Annotated in this window: 18 protein-coding genes; 15 read left to right on the forward strand and 3 right to left on the reverse strand. The window is 71.6% G+C overall.

Annotated features, from left to right (window positions below):
* Positions 1–19 precede the first annotated feature (19 nt).
* From ACH4UK_RS15515 to galE, 3 genes are all read right to left on the reverse strand, one after another.
* Positions 20–1,285 carry a GNAT family N-acetyltransferase gene (locus ACH4UK_RS15515; RefSeq protein WP_398356571.1) on the reverse strand — a complete coding sequence of 422 codons (1,266 nt, stop codon included), beginning with the start codon at positions 1,283–1,285 and terminating at the stop codon, positions 20–22.
* 220 nt (positions 1,286–1,505) lie between these two features.
* Positions 1,506–2,447, reverse strand: coding sequence for a cation diffusion facilitator family transporter (locus ACH4UK_RS15520; RefSeq protein WP_398356572.1), 942 nt, complete (start codon positions 2,445–2,447; stop codon positions 1,506–1,508).
* Between the two features lie 203 nt (positions 2,448–2,650).
* Positions 2,651–3,637: a UDP-glucose 4-epimerase GalE gene (gene galE, locus ACH4UK_RS15525; protein ID WP_398356573.1), complete on the reverse strand. Its 987-nt coding sequence runs from the start codon at positions 3,635–3,637 to the stop codon at positions 2,651–2,653.
* Positions 3,638–3,955: 318 nt separating this feature from the next.
* On the opposite strand from galE, the gene ACH4UK_RS15530 reads away from it, so the two are divergent.
* The 15 genes from ACH4UK_RS15530 to ACH4UK_RS15600 all read left to right on the forward strand — a co-directional run bounded on the left by ACH4UK_RS15530 (position 3,956) and on the right by ACH4UK_RS15600 (position 21,093).
* On the forward strand, positions 3,956–5,710 hold the full coding sequence (locus ACH4UK_RS15530) for a DUF5941 domain-containing protein (RefSeq protein ID WP_398356574.1): 1,755 nt from the start codon (positions 3,956–3,958) through the stop codon (positions 5,708–5,710).
* Positions 5,707–6,444: a sugar phosphate nucleotidyltransferase gene (locus ACH4UK_RS15535; protein ID WP_398356575.1), complete on the forward strand. Its 738-nt coding sequence runs from the start codon at positions 5,707–5,709 to the stop codon at positions 6,442–6,444. The genes ACH4UK_RS15530 and ACH4UK_RS15535 overlap by 4 nt, the downstream gene beginning before the upstream one ends.
* Positions 6,432–7,493 (forward strand): iron-containing alcohol dehydrogenase family protein, encoded by a 1,062-nt coding sequence (locus tag ACH4UK_RS15540; protein ID WP_398356576.1) that lies wholly within the window; start codon positions 6,432–6,434, stop codon positions 7,491–7,493. The genes ACH4UK_RS15535 and ACH4UK_RS15540 overlap by 13 nt, the downstream gene beginning before the upstream one ends.
* Positions 7,471–8,250, forward strand: a complete 780-nt coding sequence (locus ACH4UK_RS15545) for a CDP-alcohol phosphatidyltransferase family protein (RefSeq protein ID WP_398356577.1) — start codon at positions 7,471–7,473, stop codon at positions 8,248–8,250. The genes ACH4UK_RS15540 and ACH4UK_RS15545 overlap by 23 nt, the downstream gene beginning before the upstream one ends.
* Positions 8,251–8,258: 8 nt before the next feature.
* Positions 8,259–9,131 carry a glycosyltransferase family 2 protein gene (locus ACH4UK_RS15550; protein ID WP_398356990.1) on the forward strand — a complete coding sequence of 291 codons (873 nt, stop codon included), beginning with the start codon at positions 8,259–8,261 and terminating at the stop codon, positions 9,129–9,131.
* A 101-nt stretch (positions 9,132–9,232) separates the two neighbouring features.
* Positions 9,233–10,162 (forward strand): ABC transporter permease, encoded by a 930-nt coding sequence (locus ACH4UK_RS15555; protein ID WP_398356578.1) that lies wholly within the window; start codon positions 9,233–9,235, stop codon positions 10,160–10,162.
* Positions 10,155–10,940 (forward strand): ABC transporter ATP-binding protein, encoded by a 786-nt coding sequence (locus ACH4UK_RS15560; protein WP_398356579.1) that lies wholly within the window; start codon positions 10,155–10,157, stop codon positions 10,938–10,940. The genes ACH4UK_RS15555 and ACH4UK_RS15560 overlap by 8 nt, the downstream gene beginning before the upstream one ends.
* A gap of 418 nt (positions 10,941–11,358) precedes the next feature.
* Entirely contained in the window at positions 11,359–12,270 is a 912-nt protein-coding gene (gene hpnC / locus ACH4UK_RS15565; protein ID WP_398356580.1) for a squalene synthase HpnC, read from the forward strand.
* Between the two features lie 8 nt (positions 12,271–12,278).
* A complete protein-coding gene (hpnD, locus tag ACH4UK_RS15570; RefSeq protein WP_398356581.1) occupies positions 12,279–13,220 on the forward strand; it encodes a presqualene diphosphate synthase HpnD in 942 nt (313 codons plus the stop codon).
* A 118-nt stretch (positions 13,221–13,338) separates the two neighbouring features.
* On the forward strand, positions 13,339–14,724 hold the full coding sequence (hpnE, locus tag ACH4UK_RS15575; protein ID WP_398356582.1) for a hydroxysqualene dehydroxylase HpnE: 1,386 nt from the start codon (positions 13,339–13,341) through the stop codon (positions 14,722–14,724).
* A complete protein-coding gene (locus ACH4UK_RS15580) occupies positions 14,721–15,824 on the forward strand; it encodes a polyprenyl synthetase family protein (protein WP_398356583.1) in 1,104 nt (367 codons plus the stop codon). Before hpnE ends, ACH4UK_RS15580 begins: the two co-directional genes overlap by 4 nt.
* Positions 15,825–15,931: 107 nt before the next feature.
* The gene (gene shc, locus ACH4UK_RS15585; protein ID WP_398356584.1) at positions 15,932–17,932 is read left to right on the forward strand and encodes a squalene--hopene cyclase; all 2,001 of its coding nucleotides are present in this window, start codon (positions 15,932–15,934) and stop codon (positions 17,930–17,932) included.
* The gene (locus ACH4UK_RS15590; protein ID WP_398356585.1) at positions 17,932–18,579 is read left to right on the forward strand and encodes a 1-hydroxy-2-methyl-2-butenyl 4-diphosphate reductase; all 648 of its coding nucleotides are present in this window, start codon (positions 17,932–17,934) and stop codon (positions 18,577–18,579) included. The genes shc and ACH4UK_RS15590 overlap by 1 nt, the downstream gene beginning before the upstream one ends.
* Positions 18,580–18,584: 5 nt before the next feature.
* Positions 18,585–19,604 (forward strand): adenosyl-hopene transferase HpnH, encoded by a 1,020-nt coding sequence (hpnH, locus tag ACH4UK_RS15595; protein ID WP_097871128.1) that lies wholly within the window; start codon positions 18,585–18,587, stop codon positions 19,602–19,604.
* 91 nt (positions 19,605–19,695) lie between these two features.
* Complete coding sequence (locus ACH4UK_RS15600) at positions 19,696–21,093, forward strand: aspartate aminotransferase family protein (protein ID WP_398356586.1); 1,398 nt, start codon at positions 19,696–19,698, stop codon at positions 21,091–21,093.
* The last annotated feature ends 25 nt before the right edge of the window (positions 21,094–21,118 follow it).

Consider the following 21,118-nt stretch of genomic DNA (forward strand, 5'->3'; position numbering starts at 1 on the left):
CGGCGGGACGGACGGGCCGTCAGACGCCGAAGGCCGCCGGATAACGGATCACGCCTGCCGGAACAGGGACGGAATCATCCAGCACCAGGGCCATCATCGCCTCGTCCGGCACCTCGAAACCTGGCCGGATCCCATAGTGCGAGGCCGGCCCGAAACCGAAGCGCGGGTAGTACTCGGGATGACCGAGCACCAGCACCAGCGCCTCCCCCCGCACCCGGGCGGCGTCCAGCACCGCCCGCACCACGGCCTGCCCCGCCCCCTGCCGCTGGTACGCGGGAGAGGTGGCCACCGGGGCCAGGGCGAGCGCCGGGGCGTCGCCGACCCGGCAGCGGGTCAGCAGCGCGTACGCCGCGAGGGAGCCGTCCGGAGCCTCGGCGACCCGGCCGAGCTCCGGCAGCCAGGCATCCGCGTCGGCCCGCAGGGCGTCCACGAGGTCCGCCTCGTCGCGGGTCGGGAACGCGGCCGCGTTGACCGCGTGCACGGCCGCACGGTCCGCCGGTGTCTCCGGACGGGTGGTCCACCGGGGATCGGCCGGACGCAGCACATACGCGGCGTAGCCGTACTCCGTGCCGTGCTCCCGCCGCACGGCCAGCTCCTCACGGGTGGCCGCGAGCGCCCACTCCATGGCGGGAGCCGACGGATCGGCGCCCTCGACCCGGTCGGCGAGCGGGACGTAGTACTCGTCCCAGTCGCTGTCGGGCTGGACCAGCACCGCGGAGACCGTGCAGCCCGCGGCGACGGCCGCCGCGGTGGTCTCCGGCAGGGTGCGCAGGGAGCCGTTGCGGTCCCAGAAGTCGCGCGCCCCGGCGGACGGCGCGTCCGTGGTCCAGACGCACTCGGAGATCATCATCGTGCCGCCCGGGGCGAGCAGCCGCTGCCAGTCGCGGACGGCGGCGTCGAACCCGATGCAGTACGCCGACCCCTCGGCCCAGATCAGGTCGAAGGACCCCGCCGGGAACGCGGGGCCGGTGAGGTCGGCCATGTCCGCCCGGACGGTACGGACGCGGTCGCCGAGGCCACGGGCCCCGGCCGCCTCGTCCAGTTCGTCCAGGAACGGCTGATGCAGGTCGACCGCGGTCACCTCGGCGCCCGCCTCGGCGGCGAGCAGCAGAGCGGCACGGCCCGGACCGCAGCCCAGGTCGAGGACGCGCGGACGGGCGGGCTGCGGACCGGCCAGAGCGAGCAGCCGACGCGTGGTGGCGTCGGAGCCGGGGCTCTGCCGGGGGAGACGGTGGTGCAGGGTGAAGAACGCCTCGGTGCGCGAGGCGTCGATGTGGTCGGTCAACGTGGGAACCCTTGAGTGTGAGGGCTCCGGCCGAACAGTTGGGCTCTAGCCGGAAACCCTGGAGATGAGGAAGGACCGATTGCTGCGCCGGGAAGGCGTCGTCGCGACCGTCATCAACCTCAGCTCCTCTCGAAAGGGGTCCCGGTGCTCCGGGAGACCACTCCACCGTGAGACTCGAACGTCTCAGCGAAACCACCTTAGCATCGCCCCGGCGCCCGCCTCAGTGGCAGAGACGCGCCTCGTGCTCCGCGTGGCCGCTCGGCTCCAGCTGGAACGTGCAGTGCTCCACGTCGAAGTGGTCGCCGAGGCAGCCCTGCAACTCGTGCAGGAGCTTCTCGTGCCCTATCGAGTCGAGCATCTCCTGGCGGACCACCACATGCGCGGAGAGCACCGGCATGCCCGAGGTGATCGTCCAGGCGTGCAGATCGTGGACGTCGATGACGCCGGGCAGGGCGGTGATGTGCTCCCGTACCTCTGCCATGTCGACGCCCTTGGGCGCCGCCTCCAGCAGCACGTTGAGCGTCTCGCGCAGCAGCTTCACGGTCCGGGGGACGATCATCAGGCCGATCACCAGGGAGGCGATCGGGTCGGCGGCCTGCCAGCCGGTCGCCATGATGACGCCCGCCGAGATGATCACGGCGAGCGAGCCCAGGGTGTCGGCCAGCACCTCCAGATAGGCGCCCCGCACATTCAGGCTCTCCTGCTGTCCACGGGTCAGCAGGGAGAGGGAGACGATGTTGGCCACCAGGCCGACGGCGGCGAACGCGATGGCCACGCCGCCCTTCGTCTCGGCCGGGGTGATGAACCGCTCGACCGCCTCGAAGACCAGATAGCCGCCGACCCCCAGCAGCAGCAGACAGTTGGCGAGCGCCGCCAGGATCTCCGCGCGGGCGAAGCCGAAGGTGCGGTTCGGCCCGGAAGGACGGTTGGCGAAGTGGATGGCGAGCAGCGCCATCCCGAGCCCCAGGGCGTCGGTGGCCATATGGGCGGCGTCCGCGATCAGGGCCAGCGAGTCCGAGAGCACCCCGCCGACGATCTCCATGACCATCACGCTCAGCGTGATCCCCAGGGCGACCCGGAGCCTGCCCCGGTACGCGGCGGCCGCCGTGCCGGTCGGAGGCGGCCCGCCGTGCGTATGCCCGTGATCGTGGCCAGCCCCCATGCGAAACGCCTCCAGGTCCGTGCGACGGCGCCCGGCTAAACCGCCCGACGTGGCCAGTGAACTACGGGTGGGGGGTATGGGGCAACACGGGACTGAACACCGTTGTCATATGCTCTGACCTGCGGAAACGTTCCGCAGGTCAGAGCGCTGACACGATCGGGGAGGCCGCTCGGAGACGAGGGGAGGACGCCGCCCGGGACCGGTCACGGACGTCGCTCGACCCGTGCCTCGGGGTGACGCAGGCACCAGCCTTCCCAGGCCGACTCCACCATCTCGCGCATGCTCCGCCGGGCCGTCCAGCCCAGCTCCTCGGAGATCCGCGCGGCCGACGCCACCGCCTTCGGCGCGTCACCGGCCCGGCGCGGCTCGACCACCGGCTTCAGGTCGTGGCCCGTCACCTCGCCGATCACTCCGGCCAGCTCCCGTACCGAGACGCCCTCGCCCCGGCCGACGTTCAGCGTGAGGTCGCCGCCCGTCCCGTCCAGCCGCCGGGCCACGGCGAGATGCGCCTCCGCCAGATCGGCGACATGGATGTAGTCACGGACGCAGGTGCCGTCCGGCGTCGGATAGTCGTCGCCGAAGATCCGCGGGGCCTCGCCGCGGGTGAGCCGCTCGAACATCATCGGGACGATGTTGAAGACCCCGGTGTCCGCGAGATCCGGCGCGGAGGCGCCCGCCACGTTGAAGTACCGCAGGCAGGCGGTCGAGAGCCCGTGGGCCTTCCCGGCGGCCCGCACCAGCCACTCCCCGGTGAGCTTGGTCTCGCCGTACGGGTTGATCGGCAGGCAGGGCGTCTCCTCCGTGATGAGGTCCACGTCCGGTACGCCGTAGACGGCCGCCGACGACGAGAAGAGGAAGCGCGAAACCCCCGCCGCGACCACGGCCTCCAGCAGGACGGCCAGCCCCGCGACGTTCTCCCGGTAGTACAGCAGCGGCTTCTCCACGGACTCGCCGACCTGCTTCTTCGCCGCGAGATGCACCACACCGCTCACCGCGTGCTCGACCAGCACCCGGTCCAGCAGCGCCCGGTCGGAGGCCGAGCCCTCCACCAGCGTGACGGTCTCCGGCAGCCGGTCCACGATGCCGCTGGAACGGTCGTCGAGCACCACGACCCGCTCGCCCTCCGCGACCATGGCCCGCGCCACGTGTGCCCCGATGTAACCCGCCCCGCCTGTGATCAGCCATGTCATGACCGCCAGCCTAAGGGCCCGGCGGACGGGGCCCCTCCTCGCGGTTTGTGGGCCGGGCCCCCGATCGATCATGATGATCGCGAACGGCGCCCGCGTTCGCAGGTCCACCCGAACAGCGCACAAACGGGTGGTGAACTCGGCCTTCCGTTCATCCGATAGCCTCAGCCGACACGCCGCCCGGCCCGCCTCGTGGCCGTGCCGCCGTGTGTCGTCCACGTCAGTGCCAAGGAGTGAGTTCGTCTGTCGACCGCCATCCTCACCGGTACGCCGGTACCCGGGTCGTCGCTCGCGGACGATCTGCGGTCCCTGGGCTTCGACGTGCAGACCGCCGTCGACGCCGGTGACGCCGCAGCCCTCCTCGCCGCCGTCCCGGCCGGCCGCCGGGTCGCCCTCGTCGACCCGCGTTTCGTGGGTCACGTCCACGCGCTGCGGCTCGGGCTGACCGACCCGCGCTTCCCCGCCGCCACCGTCCCCGGCGCGCTCACCGCCCAGCCCGAGGCGCGCGGTGCCCTGCTGCGCGCGCTGCACCGCACCACCGCGGCGGTCGGCGTGGGCGCCCCTGTCGTCGAGCCGGAGGCCGACCCCGCGCCCGAGGACCGCACCGTCCCCGGCCGGATCGCCGTGGCACTGGAGGCCGAGGGCACCGCCGTACAGCGCCCCGCCCTCGGCTCGCTCGTCGCGGTCGTCCCCACGGACCCGGAGCAGCAGGCCGCCGCCGAGGCGGGCCTCGCCTCGGTCGACGACGAGGCGGTACGGCTGCGCAACGCGGTGAAGGCCCACGACGGCTTCTTCACCACGTACTGCATCAGCCCCTACTCCCGCTACATCGCCCGCTGGTGCGCCCGCCGCAACCTCACTCCGAACCAGGTCACCACCGCCTCGCTGATCACCGCGCTCATCGCGGCCGGCAGCGCGGCCACCGGCACCCGGGGCGGCTACGTCGCCGCCGGGATCCTGCTCCTGGTCTCCTTCGTGCTGGACTGCACCGACGGGCAGCTCGCCCGCTACTCGCTGCAGTACTCCACGATGGGCGCCTGGCTGGACGCCACCTTCGACCGGGCCAAGGAGTACGCGTACTACGCCGGGCTCGCCATCGGCGCCGTACGCGGCGGCGACGACGTGTGGACCCTCGCACTCGGCGCGATGGTCCTCCAGGCCTGCCGCCATGTCGTGGACTTCTCGTTCAACGAGGCCAACCACGACGCGGTCGCCAACACCAGCCCCACCGCCGCCCTCTCCGACAGGCTCGACAGCGTCGGCTGGACGGTCTGGGTGCGCCGGATGATCGTGCTGCCGATCGGCGAGCGCTGGGCCATGATCGCGGTGCTCACCGCGCTCACCACCCCGCGCATCGTCTTCTACGCCCTGCTCGTCGGCTGCTCCCTGGCCGCCTGCTACACCACCGCCGGCCGCCTCCTGCGCTCGCTGACCCGCAGGGCCGGCCGCACCGACCGCGCCGCCCGCGCGCTCGCAGACCTCGCCGACTCGGGGCCGCTCGCCCAGGGCGTCGCGGCGCTCGCGCCGGGCCTCCGGGGCACGTACACGGCCCCGGCCGTCGCCCTGCTCGGGACGCTGGTCATGATCGGCGGCGCTCTCTTCCTCCCGTACGGCAGCCTGCTCACCGTCGCCGCCGCCGCGGTGTACGTGGTCCTCTCCGGTCTCGCCGTCGCCCGCCCCCTCAAGGGCGCGCTCGACTGGCTGGTGCCGCCGTTCTTCCGGGCCGCGGAGTACGTCACGATCCTGGTCCTGGCGGCCCGCAGCGACGTACCGCACGCCGTTCCGGCGGCCTTCGGGCTCGTCTCGGCCGTCGCCTACCATCACTACGACACGGTGTACCGCATCCGCGGCGGCACCGGCGCGCCGCCCCAGTGGCTGGTGCGGACGATCGGTGGACACGAGGGCCGCACCGCGCTGGTGGCCGTCCTCGCCGCCGTACTCACCCATGCCTCAGGTTTCACCACGGCCCTGACCGCGCTCGCGGTCGCCGTGGCTCTGGTGGTGCTCGTGGAGTCCATCCGCTTCTGGGTGTCCTCCTCGGCCCCCGCCGTACACGACGAAGGAGAACTCGCATGATCGGCCTCGTACTGGCAGCCGGTGCAGGACGACGTCTGCGCCCCTACACGGACACGCTGCCCAAGGCGCTCGTCCCTGTCGACGGCGACAAGACGGTCCTCGACCTCACGCTCGCCAACTTCGCCGAGGTCGGACTGACCGAGGTCGCGATCGTCGTCGGCTACCGCAAGGAGGCCGTCTACGCCCGCAAGGCCGAGCTGGAGGAGACGTACGGCGTCACCCTCACGCTGATCGACAACGACAAGGCCGAGGAGTGGAACAACGCCTACTCCCTGTGGTGCGCCCGTGACGTCATCAAGCGCGGCGTGATCCTCGCCAACGGCGACACCGTGCACCCGGTCTCCGTCGAGAAGACCCTCCTGGACGCCCGCGGCAAGGGCCAGAAGATCATCCTCGCCCTGGACACCGAGAAGGTCCTCGCCGACGAGGAGATGAAGGTCATCACCGAGGAGGGCAAGGGCGTCCAGCGCATCACCAAGCTGATGGACCCGGCCACCGCCACCGGTGAGTACATCGGCGTCACCCTCATCGAGGCCGAGGCCGCCGAGGAGCTCGCGGACGCGCTGAAGACCACGTTCGAGCGCGACCCCGACCTCTACTACGAGGACGGCTACCAGGAGCTCGTGGGCCGCGGTTTCACCGTCGACGTGGCCCCCATCGGCACCGTGACCTGGGTCGAGATCGACAACCACGACGACCTCAAGAAGGGCCGTGAGATCGCGTGCCAGTACTGACCCGGCTCATTCCGTCCCCGGTCGTCGTCGATATCCGGCGCGGCGCCATGGACGATCTGGCGGGTCTCCTGGCCGATCAGCGGATCTCCTCCTCGGGCAAGCTCGCCATCGCGATCAGCGACGGCTCCGGGCGCGCCCTGCGGGAGAGGCTCGCCCCGGTCCTGCCGGGGGCCGACTGGTATCCGGTCTCCGACGGCACGATCGACTCCGCGGTGAAGCTCGCCGACGGCATCAAGGGCAACCGGTACGACGCCGTCGTCGGTCTCGGCGGCGGGAAGATCATCGACGTGGCGAAGTACGCCGCGGCGCGGGTCGGGCTGCCCATGGTCGCCGTCGCGACGAACCTCTCGCACGACGGCCTGTGCTCGCCGGTCGCCACGCTGGACAACGACAACGGGCGCGGCTCCTACGGAGTCCCCACCCCGATCGCCGTGGTCATCGACCTCGACGTGATCCGTGAGGCGCCCGCCCGCTACGTCCGCTCCGGCGTCGGCGACGCGATCTCGAACATCTCCTGCGTCGCCGACTGGGAGCTGGCCCACGAGGTCAACGGCGAGGAGATCGACGGTCTCGCGGCCGCGATGGCCCGCCAGGCGGGCGAGGCCGTGCTGCGCCACCCGGGCGGGGTCGGCGACGACGCCTTCCTGAAGGTGCTGGCCGAGGGGCTCGTGCTGACCGGCATCTCGATGTCGGTCGCGGGCGACTCGCGTCCGGCGTCCGGCGCCTGCCACGAGATCAACCACGCCTTCGACCTGCTGTACCCCCAGCGCGCGGCCAGCCACGGCGAGCAGGTCGGCCTCGGCGCCTGCTTCGCCATGCATCTGCGCGGTGCCCGCCAGGAGTCCCTCCTGATGGCATCGGTCCTGCGCCGCCACGGTCTGCCGGTCCTGCCGGAGGAGATCGGGTTCAGCGTCGACGAGTTCGTCAAGGCCGTCGACTACGCGCCGCAGACGCGGCCGGGACGCTTCACGGTCCTGGAGCACCTCAACCTGTCCATCGACCAGATCAGGGACGCGTACGCCGACTATGCGACGACCATCAGTAGCTGAACTCCGTCCGGTCGTTCACCCTCCGGGGGTGAAGGACCGGCGCAGCGGCGAGCACTGGGCCGGGCGCATGTATATGCGCGAGGTCTCGCTGCGCGTGGACCGCTACCTGGTCAACACCCGGGTCACGCCGAACCAGGTCACGTACGTGATGACGCTGGCCGGTGCCCTGGCCGCCCCGGCACTGCTGGTGCCGGGCGTGTGGGGTGCCGTGCTCGGTGTGCTGATGGTCCAGCTCTATCTGCTGTTCGACTGTGTGGACGGCGAGCTCGCCCGCTGGAAGAAGCAGTACTCGCTCAGCGGGGTCTATCTGGACCGGGTCGCCGCCTACCTGTGCGACGCGGCGGTGCTCGTCGGCCTCGGCCTGCGGGCCGCCGACATCTGGGGCGAGGGCCGGATCGACTGGCTCTGGGCCTTCCTGGGGACCCTCGCCGCGCTCGGCGCGATTCTCATCAAGGCCGAGACGGACCTGGTGGGCGTGGCCCGTCACCAGGGCGGGAAGCCGCCGGTGCAGGAGGCGGCGTCCGAACCGCGCTCCTCGGGCATGGCGCTGGCCCGCCGGGCCGCCGGGGCGCTCAAGTTCCACCGGCTGATCCTCGGGATCGAGGCCTCGCTGGTGATCCTCCTGGTGGCCGTCGTCGACGCGATCGGCGGCGACCTCTTCTACACCCGTCTGACCGTGGCGGTCATGGCCGGCATCGCGCTGCTGCAGACCCTGCTGCACCTGGTGTCCGTCCTGGCGTCCAGCAGGCTGAAGTGACCTTTCCCATGAAACTGGGCGCGGTGATCATCACCATGGGCAACCGCCCGGACGAGCTCCGCGCCCTCCTCGATTCGGTCACCGCCCAGCACGGTGACCGGATCGAGGTCGTGGTGGTCGGCAACGGCGCCCCGGTCCCCGACGTGCCCGCCGGGGTGCGCACGGTGGAACTGCCCGAGAACCTGGGCATCCCCGGCGGCCGCAACGTCGGCATCGAGGCCTTCGGCCCGTGCGGTGTGGACGTGGACGCCCTGCTCTTCCTGGACGACGACGGCCTGCTGCCGAACCGGGACACCGCCGAGCTGTGCCGGCAGGCGTTCGCGGCCGACCCGAAGCTGGGCATCGTCACCTTCCGGATCGCCGACCCGGACACCGGCGCCACCCAGCGGCGGCACGTGCCCCGGCTGCGGGCCGCCGACCCGATGCGCTCCTCGCGCGTGACGACGTTCCTGGGCGGCGCCAACGCCGTACGCACCCGGGTCATCGCCGAGGTCGGCCCGCTGCCGGAGGACTTCTTCTACGCCCACGAGGAGACGGACCTGGCCTGGCGGGCGCTGGACGCGGGCTGGCTGATCGACTACCGCGCGGACATGGTGCTGAACCACCCCACCACCGCCCCGTCCCGGCACGCGGTCTACCACCGGATGGTCGCCCGCAACCGGGTCTGGCTCGCCCGCCGGAACCTGCCCGCCCCGCTGATCCCCCTCTATCTGGGGGTCTGGGTCCTGCTGACCCTGGTCAGGCGTCCTTCCCCGCCGGCGCTGAAGGCATGGTTCGGCGGATTCCGGGAAGGCTGGTCGACCTCCTGCGGGCCTCGACGCCCGATGAAGTGGCGTACGGTGTGGCGGCTGACGAGGCTGGGCCGACCTCCGGTCATCTGAGAGGCTTTCCTCTGAGAGCATGAGGCGTATTTTCTTTCCGGAACCTGTCCGCCTGAGCCGCGCCCGCGACTGGCTGCGCGTGAAGACGAGAGTTTCAACTTGTGAGTGACACGACCCACGACGGTGGGGTAGCCCTCGGGACCCCCCCGTCCGCCGACGAGGGCCTCGACGCGGCCCAGCTGGCCGCCAAATACGGCCTGACCGTGAGCGGCGCCCGGCCGGGGCTGCTCGCCTACATGCGACAGCTCTGGGGACGACGCCACTTCATCCTGGCCTTCTCCCGGGCGAAGCTGACCGCGCAGTACAGCCAGGCCAAGCTGGGCCAGCTGTGGCAAGTGGTCACACCTTTGCTGAACGCCTGTGTCTATTACCTGATCTTCGGGCTGATCCTGGGGACCAGGGAGGGGATTCCCCACGACGTCTTCGTGCCGTTCCTGGTCACCGGCGTCTTCGTCTTCACCTTCACCCAGAGCTCGGTGATGGCGGGGGTCCGCGCGATCTCCGGCAACCTCGGACTGGTCCGGGCCCTCCACTTCCCCCGGGCCTCGCTGCCCATCTCCTTCTCGCTCCAGCAGCTCCAACAGCTGCTGTTCTCGATGATCGTGCTGGTCGCGGTCGCCGTCATCTTCGGCAGCTACCCCTCGCTGTCGTGGCTCCTGGTGATTCCCGCCCTGATTCTCCAGTTCTTCTTCAACACGGGCCTGGCCCTCGTCATGGCCCGGCTCGGCTCCAAGACCCCCGACCTCGCGCAGCTGATGCCGTTCGTCATGCGCACCTGGATGTACGCCTCGGGCGTCATGTTCTCCATCCCGGTGATGCTCAAGGACAAACCGGCCTGGATCGCCGACGTACTGCAGTACAACCCGGCGGCGATCTACATGGACCTGGTCCGCTTCGCCCTGATCGACGGGTACGGCTCGGAGAACCTGCCGGACCACGTCTGGGCCGCGGGTCTGGGCTGGGCCGTGCTGCTGGGCGTCGTGGGATTCGTGTACTTCTGGAAAGCAGAGGAACGGTACGGCCGTGGCTGAGGACAACGCACAGGGGCGCATCCCCACGGTGATCGCCGAAGACGTGCACATCGTGTACCGGGTCAACGGCACCGGCGGCGGCCGGGGCAGCGCCACCGCCGCGCTGAGCCGCATGGTGCGGCGGGGCAAGGGCGAGCCGCGCGGCGTCCGCAAGGTGCACGCCGTGCGCGGCGTCTCCTTCACCGCCTACCGCGGCGAGGCCATCGGTCTCATCGGCACCAACGGATCCGGCAAGTCGACGCTGCTGCGGGCCATCGCCGGGCTGCTGCCGACCGAGTCCGGCCAGGTGTACACGGACGGTCAGCCCTCGCTGCTGGGGGTGAACGCGGCCCTGATGAGCGATCTGACCGGTGAGCGCAACGTCGTCCTCGGCGGTCTGGCGATGGGCATGAGCCGGGACGAGATCCGCGAGCGCTACGACGAGATCGTGGAGTTCTCCGGCATCAACGAGAAGGGCGACTTCATCACCCTGCCGATGCGGACGTACTCCTCCGGCATGGCCGCGCGGCTGCGCTTCTCGATCGCCGCCGCCAAGAACCACGACGTCCTCATGATCGACGAGGCGCTGGCCACCGGTGACCGCAAGTTCCGGGTCCGCTCCGAGGAACGGATCCGCGAGCTGCGCAAGGAGGCCGGCACCGTCTTCCTGGTCAGCCACAACAACAAGTCGATCAGGGACACCTGCGACCGCGCGCTCTGGCTGGAGAAGGGAGAGCTCCTGATGGACGGCCCGACCGAGGAAGTCCTCAAGGCGTACGAGCGCGAAACGGGCAAGTAGCCCGAGCCCTCCCCGTGGCCCCCGCCGGACCGGTCCGGCGGGGGCCGTGCGCTACCCGGCGCCGGGAGGAGCCCTCCGCCCGCAGCAGGGCCCGGGGGCGATCTCCTCCCGGCGGATGACGTCAATTCAGCCGTGCGCGGGGAAGGTTGACGGGAACGGCCGGGAAGCGGCGGCAGGCGTTCCACCCCGCCGGTCCCCTGTGAGCTGTGCAACGTAAGCTGTAGCGGTGCTGATTCATGGCAAGTAGGGCGATACGCCCCGGCACCGCCCGCTCTGCCGCGGTGCACTCGGAAGATTGAGCGGCGTGTCCGAAAAGGGTTGTTTTGGGTCAGCAGTGTAGAACGGGAGATGTGACGGCAATGACGGAAGATCTCCAGCTCCGACGTGGTTTCGCCGTCCCCGCGCCGGGCGGGTCGCCGTGACCTCGACCCCCGAGGCGCGCATCGGTGACGCCACCCTCGGCAAGGCCGCGGACGAGAACTTCCCCGTGGCGCCCTTCTTCCTGCCCCGCGCCTGGCGCGACGACCTGATGGCGGTCTACGGATTCGCCCGGCTCGTCGACGACATCGGCGACGGAGATCTCGCCCCCGGCGGCGCGGACGCCCGCCACCTCGGCCTGGAGCCGGCGCAGAGCGACGACCGCCTCGCCATGCTCGACGCGCTCGAGGCCGACCTGCACCGGGTCTTCGCCACCACCGGCCGGGAGCCGCACCACCCGCTGCTGCGCAAGCTGCGCCCCACCGTCCGGCGCCGGACGCTCACCCCCGAGCCCTTCATCGGACTGATCGAGGCCAACCGCCAGGACCAGAAGATCCGCCGCTACGGCACCTACGCCGAGCTCGCCGCCTACTGCGAGCTCTCGGCGAACCCGGTCGGCCGCCTGGTCCTCGCCCTCACCGGCACCGCGAGCCCGGAACGCGTCCGCCGCTCCGACGCGGTCTGCACCGCGCTCCAGATCGTCGAACACCTGCAGGACGTGGCCGAGGACCTGGAACGCGACCGGATCTATCTGCCCGCCGAGGACATGCAACGCTTCCGGGTCACCGAATCCGACCTGGCCGTGCCCTCCGCCGGAGCCTCGGTGCGCGCCCTGATCGCGTACGAGGCCCAGCGCGCGGGCGAGCTGCTGAACGAAGGCCCCCCGCTGGTGGGCAGCGTCGACGGCAGGCTCAAACTGCTCCTCGCCGGATTCGTCGGGGGCGGGCGCAGCGCGCTGACGGCGATCTCGGCCGCGGGATTCGACGTACTGCCCGGACCGCCCAGACCCACCAAGCCCAGCCTGCTGCGCGAGGTGGGAATCGTCCTTCGAAGAGCGCGTGGAGAGAGGTGAGCCGGACCGTGGAGGGACAGACGACGTACCTGTCGCCGCCGGTGCAGGCCGCATACAGTTACTGCGAGGCCGTCACCGGACAGCAGGCCCGTAACTTCGCTTACGGCATCAGGCTGCTGCCGTACGAGAAGCGGCAGGCCATGTCGGCGCTGTACGCCTTCTCCCGTCGGGTCGACGACATCGGCGACGGGGAGCTGGACCCGGAGACCAAGCGGACCCGGCTGGAAAGCACCCGCGAACTGCTGGAGCGGATCCGCAAGGACGCGGTCGACGAGGACGACACCGACCCGGTGGCCGTCGCGCTCTCCGACGCCGCCCGACGCTTCGCGCTCCCGCTCGGCGGGCTCGACGAGCTGATCGACGGCGTCCTGATGGACGTCCGGGGTGCGACCTACGAGACCTGGGACGACCTCAAGGCCTACTGCCGGTGCGTCGCCGGAGCCATCGGCCGCCTCAGCCTCGGCGTCTTCGGCACCGCGCCGGGCGCCCGCGGGGCGGAGCGCGCCGCGGAGTACGCCGACACCCTCGGCCTCGCCCTCCAGCTCACCAACATCCTGCGCGACGTCCGCGAGGACGCCGGCAACGGGCGCACCTACCTGCCCGCCGACGACCTGGCCAAATTCGGCTGCTCGGCCGGCTTCCACCGGACCACGCCGCCCCCCGGCTCCGACTTCGAGGGCCTGATCCACTTCGAGGTCCGCCGCGCCCGCGCGCTGTTCGCCGAGGGCTACCGCCTGCTGCCGATGCTCGACCGCCGCAGCGGCGCCTGCGTCGCGGCGATGGCCGGAATCTACCGCCGCCTCCTCGACCGCATCGAGCGCGACCCCGAGGCCGTACTGCGCGGCCGGGTCTCGCTGCCCGGCCACGAGAAGGCCTACGTCGCGGTGCGCGGCCTGTCCGGACTGGACGCCCGCCACATCTCGCGGCTCACCGCCAGGGGGCGAGCCTGATGCCGTGCGGCAGCTCCGGCTCCCGGGCAACCCTCCGGTCGCCCGACGCGTCACCGACTGCGACGATCTCCAGGGTGAGGACCCGGCAGACGGCCACGGTCCGGCGAGAGGGGCAGGCATGAGCGACGAGAGCCCGCGCCCCGTCGCGGTCGTCGTCGGCGGCGGCCTCGCCGGCGTCACGGCAGCGCTCCGTCTCGCCGACGCCGGACTGGACGTGACCCTCCTGGAGGGACGGCCCCGCCTCGGCGGCCTCGCCTTCTCCTTCCAGCGCGGCGACCTCACCGTCGACAACGGCCAGCACGTCTACCTGCGCTGCTGCACCGGCTACCGCTGGTTCCTCGACCGGATCGACGCCGCCCACCTGGCCCCGCTCCAGGACCGCCTCGACGTGCCCGTGCTGGACGTCGGCCGGGCCGCGGGCCCGCGCCTGGGACGGCTGCGCCGCACCGGCCTGCCCGTACCGCTGCACCTGGCCGGCGGACTCGCGGCCTACCCGCACCTCTCGCTCGCCGAGAAGGCCGGGGTGGGCCGGGCCGCTCTCGCGCTCGCCCGCCTCGACCCCGCCGACCCGGAGCTCGACCGGATCGACTTCGCCACCTGGCTCCGGCGGCACGGCCAGTCCGAGCGCACCATCGAGGCGCTCTGGGACCTCGTCGGCGTCGCCACGCTGAACGCCACCGCCCCCCACGCCTCCATGGCGCTGGCGGCGAAGGTCTTCAAGACCGGACTGCTCTCCGAGCCCGGCGCCGCCGACATCGGCTGGGCCACCGTGCCGCTCGGCGAGCTGCACGACACCCTCGCCCGCAAGGCCCTGGACACCGCGGGCGTCCGCACCGAGCTGCGCGCCAAGGTCGGCTCCCTGACCCGCACCGAGGACGGCCGCTGGAGCGTCGAGACGGCGGGGGAGCGGATCACGGCCGACACCGTCGTGCTGGCCGTGCCGCAGACCGAGACCCACGACCTGCTGCCCGCGGGCGCGCTGGACGAACCGGACCTGCTGCTCGACATCGCCTGCACGCCCATTCTGAACGTGCACGTCGTCTACGACCGCAAGGTCCTGCGCAGGCCGTTCTTCGCCGCGATCGGCTCCCCGGTCCAGTGGGTCTTCGACCGTACGCACTCCTCGGGGCTCAAGGGCCCCGGGCAGTATCTGGCCGTCTCGCAGTCGGCCGCCCAGGACGAGATCGACCTCCCCGTCGCCGAACTGCGGGAGCGCTATCTGCCCGAGCTGGAGCGGCTGCTCCCGGCCGCCCGCGGCGCGGGCATCCGGGACTTCTTCGTCACCAGGGAGCGCACCGCCACCTTCGCGCCCGCCCCGGGCGTCGGGCGGCTGCGCCCCGGCCCCCGCACCCGGCTGCCCGGTCTCCAGCTGGCAGGGGCCTGGACCGCCACCGGCTGGCCCGCGACGATGGAGGGTGCCGTGCGCAGCGGCGCCGGCGCCGCCGACGCGGCCCTGCACGACCTCGGCCGCCCCCATGGACATCCGCTGCAGGAGGCGGCATGAGCAGTACCACCGGAACAAGAGGAGAGTCTGTGACCCCGGCGAATCCGGCTTTCGACACCGTGGCGGACACCGCGGACGTCACCGCGCTTCTGGAGCGCGGACGAGCCCTGTCAGCGCCGGTCCTGCGGGCTGCCGTGGCCCGGCTCGCGCCGCCCATGGACACCGTCGCCGCCTACCACTTCGGCTGGATCGACGCCGAGGGGCGGCCCGCGGACGGCGACGGCGGCAAGGCCGTGCGCCCCGCGCTCGCCCTGCTGTCCGCCGAGGCGGCGGGCGCCCCCGCCGAGGCCGGCATCCCCGGCGCGGTGGCCGTCGAACTCGTGCACAACTTCTCGCTGCTGCATGACGACCTGATGGACGGCGACGAGCAGCGCCGCCACCGCGACACCGTCTGGAAGGCGCACGGCCCCGCCCAGGCGATCCTGGTCGGCGACGCGCTCTTCGCCCTGGCCTACGACCTGCTGCTGGAGCTCGGCACGGTCGAGGCGGGCCGCGCGGCCCGCCGGCTGACCACCGCCACCCGCAAGCTCATCGACGGTCAGGCCCAGGACATCTCCTACGAGCACCGCGAGCGGGTCACCGTCGAGGAGTGCCTGGAGATGGAGGGCAACAAGACCGGCGCCCTGCTCGCCTGCGCCGTCTCCATCGGCGCGGTGCTCGGCGGCGCCGACGACCGCACCGCCGACACCCTGGAGGCGTACGGCTACCACCTCGGCCTCGCCTTCCAGGCCGTCGACGACCTCCTCGGCATCTGGGGCGACCCGGAGGCCACCGGCAAGCAGACCTGGAGCGACCTGCGCCAGCGCAAGAAGTCCCTGCCCGTCGTCGCGGCGCTCGCCGCGGGCGGCGAGGCTTCCGAGCGGCTGGGCGAACTGCTCGCCGCCGACGCGAAGAGCAACGACTTCGACAGCTTCTCCGAAGAGGAGTTCGCCGCCCGCGCGGCACTCATCGAGGAGGCGGGCGGCCGCGAGTGGACCGCTGAGGAAGCCCGTCGTCAGCACGCGGTCGCCATCGAGGCGCTGCACGCCGTCGACATGCCCCACCGGGTGCGGGAGCAGCTCACCGAGCTCGCCGACTTCGTGGTGGTACGAAAGAGATGACCACTCTTCGCATATGACTCGCAGTCGCCGGCCGGCGCCCCTCTACCGGGCGCCGGCCGACGGAGACCCCAGCACAGCAGAGAACCGACTGCACGAAGGGGAAGCTCATGACAGCGACGACCGACGGATCCACCGGGGCTGTGCACCTCTCCGCAGCCTCGGCGGACGATCCGACCGAATCGACCACCGCCGCGGACGACGTGACCGTCGCCGCGCGACGGGCCGCGGAACGCTCGGTGGAGCACCTCCTCGGCAGGCAGGACGAGCAGGGCTGGTGGAAGGGCGACCTGGCCACCAACGTCACGATGGACGCCGAGGACCTGCTCCTGCGTCAGTTCCTCGGCATCCAGGACCCCGAGACCACCCGGGCGGCCGCCCTCTTCATCCGCGGCGAACAGCTCGGCGACGGCACCTGGAACACCTTCTACGGCGGACCGGGCGACCTCTCCGCCACGATCGAGGCCTACCTCGCCCTGCGGCTGGCCGGGGACCGCCCCGACGAACCGCACATGGCGCGCGCCTCCGGCTGGATCAGGGAGCAGGGCGGCATCGCGGCAGCCCGCGTGTTCACCCGCATCTGGCTCGCCCTGTTCGGCTGGTGGAAATGGGACGACCTCCCCGAACTGCCGCCCGAGCTCATGTTCTTCCCCAAGTGGGTCCCGCTCAATATCTACGACTTCGGCTGCTGGGCCCGCCAGACCATCGTGCCGCTCACCGTCGTCTCCGCGAAGCGCCCGGTGCGCGCCGCGCCCTTCGCGCTGGACGAGCTGCACACCGACCCGGACCACCCCAACCCGGCCAGGAAGCTTGCCCCGCCCGCCAGTTGGGACGGACTCTTCCAGCGCCTCGACAAGGGGCTGCACCTCTACCACAAGGTCGCCCCGCGCCCGCTGCGCCGCATCGCGATGAACCTGGCGGCCCGGTGGATCATCGAGCGCCAGGAGAACGACGGCTGCTGGGGCGGGATCCAGCCGCCCGCCGTCTACTCCGTCATCGCCCTGCATCTGCTCGGCTACGACCTCGACCACCCGGTGATGAAGGCCGGCCTGGCCTCGCTCGACCGGTTCGCCGTCCGGCGCGAGGACGGCGCCCGCATGATCGAGGCCTGCCAGTCGCCCGTCTGGGACACCTGCCTGGCCACCATCGCCCTGGTCGACGGCGGACTCAGACCCGACCACCCCGCCCTGGTGAAGGCCGCCGACTGGATGCTGGCCGAGGAGATCACCAGACCCGGCGACTGGTCCGTGCGCAAGCCCGAACTCGCCCCCGGAGGCTGGGCGTTCGAGTTCCACAACGACAACTACCCGGACATCGACGACACCGCCGAAGTCGTCCTGGCACTGCGCCGGGTGCGCCACCCCGACCCCGCCCGCCTGGAAGCCGCCATCGACCGCGGGGTCCGCTGGAACCTCGGGATGCAGTCCCGCAACGGCGCCTGGGGCGCGTTCGACGCCGACAACACCAGCTCCTTCCCCAACCGTCTGCCCTTCTGCGACTTCGGCGAGGTCATCGACCCCCCGTCGGCCGACGTCACCGGCCATGTGGTGGAGATGCTCGCCGTCGAGGGCCTCGCCAAGCACCCCCGTACCCGCGAGGGCATCGAGTGGCTGCTCGCCGAACAGGAGCCGTGCGGGGCCTGGTTCGGCCGCTGGGGCGTCAACTACGTCTACGGCACCGGGTCCGTGGTGCCCGCTCTGATCGCCGCCGGACTGCCGGCCGGACATCCCGCGATCCGCCGGGCCGTCTCCTGGCTGGAGTCCGTCCAGAACGACGACGGCGGCTGGGGCGAGGACCTGCGCTCCTACCAGGAGGAGAAGTGGATCGGGCACGGTGAGTCCACGGCCTCCCAGACCGCCTGGGCGCTCCTGGCCCTCCTCGCCGCGGGCCGCCGGGACACCCGCTCGGTCGCCCGCGGCGTCACCTGGCTGACCGAGGCGCAGCAGGCCGACGGCTCCTGGGACGAGCCGCATTTCACCGGCACCGGCTTCCCCTGGGACTTCTCCATCAACTATCACCTCTACCGCCAGGTCTTCCCCCTCACCGCACTCGGGCGTTATGTGTACGGCGACCCGTTCGCCGACCGCGCGGACGCCGCCGAGGGGGCCTGATGGGCGATCCGCGAGGGTCCGGGAGCCCCGAGCCACCGCTGCTGGTCGCCTGCGCGCTCGGCATCGAGCAGGTGGCCCTGCGCAGCGGCAGGCCCGCTCCCGGCCCGGTGCGGGTCCTGCGCACCGGCATGGGCCCCCGGGCCGCGGAGGCGGCCGTGGCGCGCTTCCTGGGCCCCGGCGGGGCCCCCGACGCCGCCGTGATCGCCTCCGGCTTCTGCGCCGGCCTCGCGCCGGGAATGCACCCCGGGGACCTGGTCGTCGCCGAGGAGACCCGGGACACGGACGGATTCACCCCCTGCGCGGGCACCGGTGTCCTGGTCGCCGCGCTCGCCAGGGCCGTTCCGGGTCGCACGGTCCACACCGGCCCGCTGACCGGCTCCGACCACGTCGTACGGGGCCCCGAGCGGGCCGCGCTGCGGGCGGGCGGGGCCATCGCGGTGGACATGGAGTCCGCCGCGACGCTGCGTACCGCCCTGTGCCACGGACCACGCCCGGTTGCGGCCGTCCGGGTGGTCGTGGACGCTCCAGAGCATGAGCTCGTCCGCATCGGCACGGTCCGCGGTGGAATATCAGCCTTCCGCGTTCTTCGTGCCGTCCTTCCGGCTTTCTACGAATGGCACCGATCTTTACTGCTCCCCAGGAGGTGAGCCAGATGGCCATGCCGCTCCGTCAGTCCATCAAGGTTGCGACGTATCTCTTCGAACAGAAGCTCCGCAAGCGTGAGAAGTTCCCGCTGATCGTCGAGCTGGAGCCGTTGTTCGCCTGCAACCTCGCCTGCGAGGGCTGCGGGAAGATCCAGCACCCGGCCGGCGTCCTGAAGCAGCGCATGCCGGTCGCCCAGGCGGTGGGCGCGGTGCTCGAATCCGGCGCCCCCATGGTGTCCATCGCCGGCGGCGAACCCCTGATGCATCCGCAGATCGACGAGATCGTGCGCCAGCTCGTCGCGAAGAAGAAGTACGTCTTCCTCTGCACCAACGCGATGCTGATGCGCAAGAAGCTCGACAAGTTCACCCCGTCCCCGTACTTCGCCTTCGCCGTGCACATCGACGGGCTGCGCGAGCGGCACGACGAATCGGTCGCCAAGGAAGGCGTCTTCGACGAGGCCGTCGCCGCGATGAAGGAGGCCAAGCGGCGCGGCTTCCGGGTCACCACCAACTCCACCTTCTTCAACACCGACACCCCGCAGACCATCATCGAGGTCCTCAACTACCTCAACGACGACCTGCACGTCGACGAGATGATGATCTCGCCCGCCTACGCCTACGAGAAGGCCCCCGACCAGGAGCACTTCCTCGGCGTCGAGCAGACCCGCGAGCTGTTCAAGAAGGCCTTCGCGGGCGGCAACCGGGCCCGCTGGCGGCTCAACCACTCGCCGCTCTTCCTGGACTTCCTGGAGGGCAAGGCGGACTTCCCCTGCACCGCCTGGGCGATTCCGAACTACTCCCTCTTCGGCTGGCAGCGCCCCTGCTACCTGATGAGCGACGGCTACGTACCGACGTACCGTCAGCTCATCGAGGAGACCGACTGGGACAAGTACGGCCGCGGCAAGGACCCGCGCTGCGCCAACTGCATGGCGCACTGCGGCTACGAACCCACGGCGGTGCTCGCCACCATGGGGTCCCTGAAGGAATCCCTGCGCGCGGCACGGGAGACCATCAGCGGCAACCGCTGAGGCGCGCCGACCGACGAGGCACGGCCGGCCGTCACGGGTCACCCGGGGCGGCCGGCCCCGCGACAGCACACCCGAAGGAGAAGAGCGGGCGATGACGGACGGCGGATCCCAGGGCTTCGACCTGGCGCGGCTCCTCGCCGAGCGCGGGGCCGAGCGGTACGACCTGCACGCGCGCCACCTCAACCACCAGCTGCCGCGCATGCTGCACACCATCGGCTTCGACAAGGTCTACGAGCGGGCCGAGGGCGCGTACTTCTGGGACGCGGAGGGCAACGACTACCTCGACATGCTCGCCGGGTTCGGCGTCATGGGCCTCGGCCGCCACCACCCCGTCGTCCGCCGGGCCCTGCACGACGTCCTGGACGCCCAGCTCGCCGACCTCACCCGCTTCGACTGCCAGCCGCTGCCCGGACTGCTCGCCGAGAAGCTGCTGACCCACAGCCCGCACCTGGACCGCGTCTTCTTCGGGAACAGCGGCACGGAAGCGGTCGAGACGGCGCTGAAGTTCGCCCGCCACGCCACCGGGAAGCCCCGGATCCTCTACTGCGACCACGCCTTCCACGGGCTCACCGCCGGCTCCCTCTCGGTCAACGGGGAGAGCGGCTTCCGCGACGGCTTCGGCCCCCTGCTGCCGGACACGGCGATCCCGCTCGGCGACCTGGACGCGCTGCGCCGGGAGCTGAAGCGGGGCGATGTGGCGGCCCTGGTCGTCGAGCCGATCCAGGGCAAGGGGGTGCTCGCCGCGCCGCCCGGCCATCTGCGCGAGGCGCAGGAGCTGCTGCACCGGTACAAGGCGCTCCTGATTGTCGACGAGGTGCAGACGGGCCTCGGCCGGACCGGGGACTTCTACGCCTACCAGCACGAGGAGGGCGTGGAGCCCGATCTGGTGTGCGTGGCAAAGGCGCTCTCCGGCGGCTATGTGCCCGTCGGCGCGACCCTCGGCAAGGACTGGATCTTCCGCAAGGTCTTCTCCTCGATGGACCGGGTCCTCGTCCACTCCGCGAGCTTCGGTTCCAACGCCCAGGCGATGGCGGCCGGCCTGGCCGTCCTGACGGTGATGGAGGACGAGGAGACCGTCGCGAACGCCCGGCGCACCGGCGATCTGCTGCGCGAGCGGCTGGCGGCCCTGGTGGACCGCTACGAACTGCTGCACGAGGTCCGCGGGCGCGGGCTGATGATCGGCATCGAGTTCGGCCGGCCCGCCTCGCTGAAGCTGCGCAGCCGCTGGACCATGCTCCAGGCCGCCCGCAAGGGGCTCTTCGCCCAGATGGTCGTGGTACCGCTGCTCCAGAAGCACCGCATCCTCACCCAGGTCTCCGGCGACCACCTGGAAGTGATCAAGCTGATCCCGCCGCTGATCATCGGGGACGCGGAGGTGGACCGGTTCGTGGCGGCGTTCACGTCCGTCATGGACGACGCGCACAGCGGCGGCGGACTGATGTGGGACTTCGGCCGGACGCTGGTCAAGCAGGCCGTGGCCAACCGCTGACCGGCCCCCGGGAGGGCTTTGCCTC

This window comes from Streptomyces sp. NPDC020884 (genome assembly GCF_044333935.1).
GTDB lineage: Bacteria > Actinomycetota > Actinomycetes > Streptomycetales > Streptomycetaceae > Streptomyces.

What these genes read in the sequence shown, in the direction of transcription:
- ACH4UK_RS15520 (WP_398356572.1), bottom strand. Translation starts at nt 2,447, where the DNA reads ATGGGGGCTGGCCACGATCACGGGCATACGCACGGCGGGCCGCCTCCG.
- galE (WP_398356573.1), bottom strand. Translation starts at nt 3,637, where the DNA reads ATGACATGGCTGATCACAGGCGGGGCGGGTTACATCGGGGCACACGTG.
- ACH4UK_RS15535 (WP_398356575.1), top strand. Translation starts at nt 5,707, where the DNA reads ATGATCGGCCTCGTACTGGCAGCCGGTGCAGGACGACGTCTGCGCCCC.
- ACH4UK_RS15545 (WP_398356577.1), top strand. Translation starts at nt 7,471, where the DNA reads ATGCGACGACCATCAGTAGCTGAACTCCGTCCGGTCGTTCACCCTCCG.
- ACH4UK_RS15550 (WP_398356990.1), top strand. Translation starts at nt 8,259, where the DNA reads ATGAAACTGGGCGCGGTGATCATCACCATGGGCAACCGCCCGGACGAG.
- hpnE (WP_398356582.1), top strand. Translation starts at nt 13,339, where the DNA reads ATGAGCGACGAGAGCCCGCGCCCCGTCGCGGTCGTCGTCGGCGGCGGC.
- ACH4UK_RS15580 (WP_398356583.1), top strand. Translation starts at nt 14,721, where the DNA reads ATGAGCAGTACCACCGGAACAAGAGGAGAGTCTGTGACCCCGGCGAAT.
- shc (WP_398356584.1), top strand. Translation starts at nt 15,932, where the DNA reads ATGACAGCGACGACCGACGGATCCACCGGGGCTGTGCACCTCTCCGCA.
- ACH4UK_RS15590 (WP_398356585.1), top strand. Translation starts at nt 17,932, where the DNA reads ATGGGCGATCCGCGAGGGTCCGGGAGCCCCGAGCCACCGCTGCTGGTC.
- hpnH (WP_097871128.1), top strand. Translation starts at nt 18,585, where the DNA reads ATGGCCATGCCGCTCCGTCAGTCCATCAAGGTTGCGACGTATCTCTTC.
- ACH4UK_RS15600 (WP_398356586.1), top strand. Translation starts at nt 19,696, where the DNA reads ATGACGGACGGCGGATCCCAGGGCTTCGACCTGGCGCGGCTCCTCGCC.